This is a genomic window from Roseateles sp. P5_E11 (assembly GCF_054049355.1).
The window spans coordinates 1-2,772 of the sequence record NZ_JBFUMO010000682.1 but is presented as its reverse complement, the minus strand read 5'-3'; the positions used below and the strand labels follow the sequence as shown (position 1 = coordinate 2,772).

The following is a 2,772-nucleotide window of genomic DNA, read 5'->3' as shown; positions in this document are numbered from 1 at the left end:
CCATGATCTTCTCGCCGATCAGGTAGTCGCCCGGGTCGCTGGCATTGGCGGCGTAGAACTCGACCATGGTGCCGAAGATGTCGGAGTTGCCCTCGTTGAGGCCGCCGGACTCGCCGGAATAGGTCAGGTTGGCCGTGCGGCTGGTGACGCCGTGGCTCATCTCGTGGCCGGCCACGTCCAGGGACACCAGCGGCTTGATGCTGGTGCCGTCGCCGTCGCCATAGGTCATGCAGAAGCAGGAGTCCGACCAGTAGGCATTGGCGTAGTTGCGGCTGTAGTGGACGCGGTTGTAGGCACCCTTGCCGTCATTGGCGATGCCGTTGCGGCCATGCACGTTCTTGTAGTAGTCCCAGGTCATGGCCGTGCCGTACTGCGCATCGGCGCCAGCGCTGGCGGCGTCGCTGGTCGCGTTGTTGCCCCAGCTGTTGTCGGCGTCGGTCATGACGCTGCCACCGTTCTTGCGGCCGCCCATGCTGATCGTGTAGGTGCCGCCGCGGCTCGGGTCGCGCAGCTCGTAGCCGCCGCTGATGCTGTTGGTCGTCAGCGCCACGTTGCCGCTGTACAGCGTCTTGCCCGTGCCGTTGGCGGCCGCGGTGTGGATGTCGTCCCAGGCGTCGAGCTGGCGGGCATCCAAGGCGTCGACGATCACATGCTTCTCGAACGGCGTGCCATCGGCGCTTTCTCCGGAGACGGGCACGTCCCAGGCCAGGGCGGGCGCCTGGTCGCGGGCATAGATGACGAGTTCGGGTTTGCCGGCATCGCCGTCCATCGTGCGCAGCACGGCCATGGCGGCGCGATTGGCGTTCAGGGCCGGCTTGGTGGCGATGCCGTCCAGGCGCCAGCGCAGGTTGTGGTGCATGGCGCGCAGGGTGCCGAAGCGGTCGGTCTGCACGATGAGGTCGCCGCCGATGACGCGCAGGCCCGCGACGCTGCGGTCCAGGCGCACATGGCTGCCGCCGTCGCTGTCGATGACGATGTCGCGCACGCTGTAGCTGTGCTCGCTGCCGTGCAGGCTGAGTCCGGGAAACTGGCGCACATGGCCTTCGGCGCGGCTCTTCAGTGCGTTGGCGTCGGCGCGATTGGACTGGGCCTGGGCCAAGGTGGCCGAGAGTGTCACGCTCAGCAGCGCGAGGCGAAAGATCGGGCGAAACATCGGAAGCTCCTGGTTTTTTGGAAAACGCGGCGGGTCTGCCGCAGGGGGCGCCGGTGCGGCGCTGGCATGACTTTGCTCACCCATGCCGCCGCGCGGGCTGGGAACATCCCGGGTGTGGCGCTGGGGCGCAACAAGCCGGGCGACCTTTGGCGTTTCAGGCTGTAAGGGCGGCTCCCGCCACGCTGGGCGCCGGCGGTCGCGTCCCTGAACGAGGGACGGGCGGCCCCTGATTCCCAAAAGCAAAGAGCCGGGCATTGCCCGGCTCCCGTTCAATGGCGCTGCGTGACGCGGCTCAGAAGGTCTCCCAATCGCCGTCGTCCTTCGCCGGCGCTGGCGCCGGGGCAGGGCGCGGCGCAGCTGCGGGCGCCGGCCTGGCCATGGGCGCGGCGGTCGGCCTGGCATTGGCGGCTGGCCTGGGTGCCGGGGCCTTGGCCGCCGGCTTGGCCGGCGCGGGCCGGTGCGCGGCCGGTGCCCTGGGCGCTGCCGGTCGGTGGGCCGCGCCGCCGCTGAGCTTGAACACCCCAATGGCCTCGGCCATGCGGGCCGACTGCTCGCGCAGGCTTTCGGCCGCGGCGGCGGATTCCTCCACCAGGGCGGCGTTCTGCTGCGTCATCTGGTCGAGCTGCACGACGGAGCCGTTGACGACGCCGATGCCCTCGCTCTGCTCGCGCGCCGCGGCGCTGATTTCRCCAATGATGTCGGTCACGCGCTGCACGCTGGCGACGATCTCGGTCATCGTCGCGCCGGCGTCCTGCACCTGCTGGGTACCGGAGTCCACACGCTCGACGCTGGCACTGATGAGGCTCTTGATCTCCTTCGCGGCCTCGGCGCTGCGCTGGGCCAGCAGCCGCACCTCGCCGGCCACGACGGCGAAGCCACGGCCCTGCTCGCCGGCGCGGGCCGCTTCCACGGCGGCGTTCAGCGCCAGGATGTTGGTCTGGAAGGCGATGCCGTCGATGGTGCCGATGATCTCGTTGATCTTGCGCGAGCTGTGGCTGATCTGATCCATGGTCGCGACGACCTGCGACACGGCCTCGCCGCCGCGCCGGGCGACGCTGGCGGCGGAGCTGGCAAGCTGGTTGGCCGTCATGGCTGCGTCGGCCGTCTGCTTGACGGTGCCGGTCAACTCGGACATGGAGGACGCGGTGTTCTGCAGATTGCTCGCCGTCTGCTCGGTGCGCTGGCTCAGGTCCAGGTTGCCGGTGGCGATTTCGGCGCTGGCCGTGCCAATGCTGTCGGCGRCTTCGCGCACCTTGGCGATGAGTTTTTGCAGCCCTTGCTGGGTGTCGTCCAGCGCGCCGAGCAGGCGTCCGACGTCACCACTGCCGCCGCGCGGAATGGGGTGGGTCAGGTCAAAGCGAGCCAGCGCCTCGGCGGCCTCGGTGGCCGCATGCAGGCTGCCGCCCGAGCCGCCACTGGCCAGCAGGCCGAACAGGCCGGCCACCCAGGTGAGCGCCAGGACGGCATACAACCAACCCTTGGCGGCGCCGGCGGTGTCGCCCAGGCCGGACAGCGCCATGCCGGCGCCCACGGTGACCACGCCGAGCACAACGCCCAGAGCCAACTTCAACCGCTGCGAACCGCTCATGCCGTCGTCTCCATCAGATAAGGAAAAGGAC

Annotated in this window: 1 protein-coding gene and 1 pseudogene; both read right to left on the bottom strand. The window is 69.6% G+C overall.

The window, feature by feature from the left end; all coding sequences use genetic code 11:
* Positions 1 to 1,153 (bottom strand): M4 family metallopeptidase (locus ACXJKR_RS29080; protein ID WP_457325807.1); only part of this gene is annotated, 1,153 nt, incomplete at its 3' end.
* A gap of 292 nt (positions 1,154 to 1,445) precedes the next feature.
* Positions 1,446 to 2,426: pseudogene (locus ACXJKR_RS29075) on the bottom strand (methyl-accepting chemotaxis protein); the annotation flags it as partial.
* Positions 2,427 to 2,772: the final 346 nt, after the last annotated feature.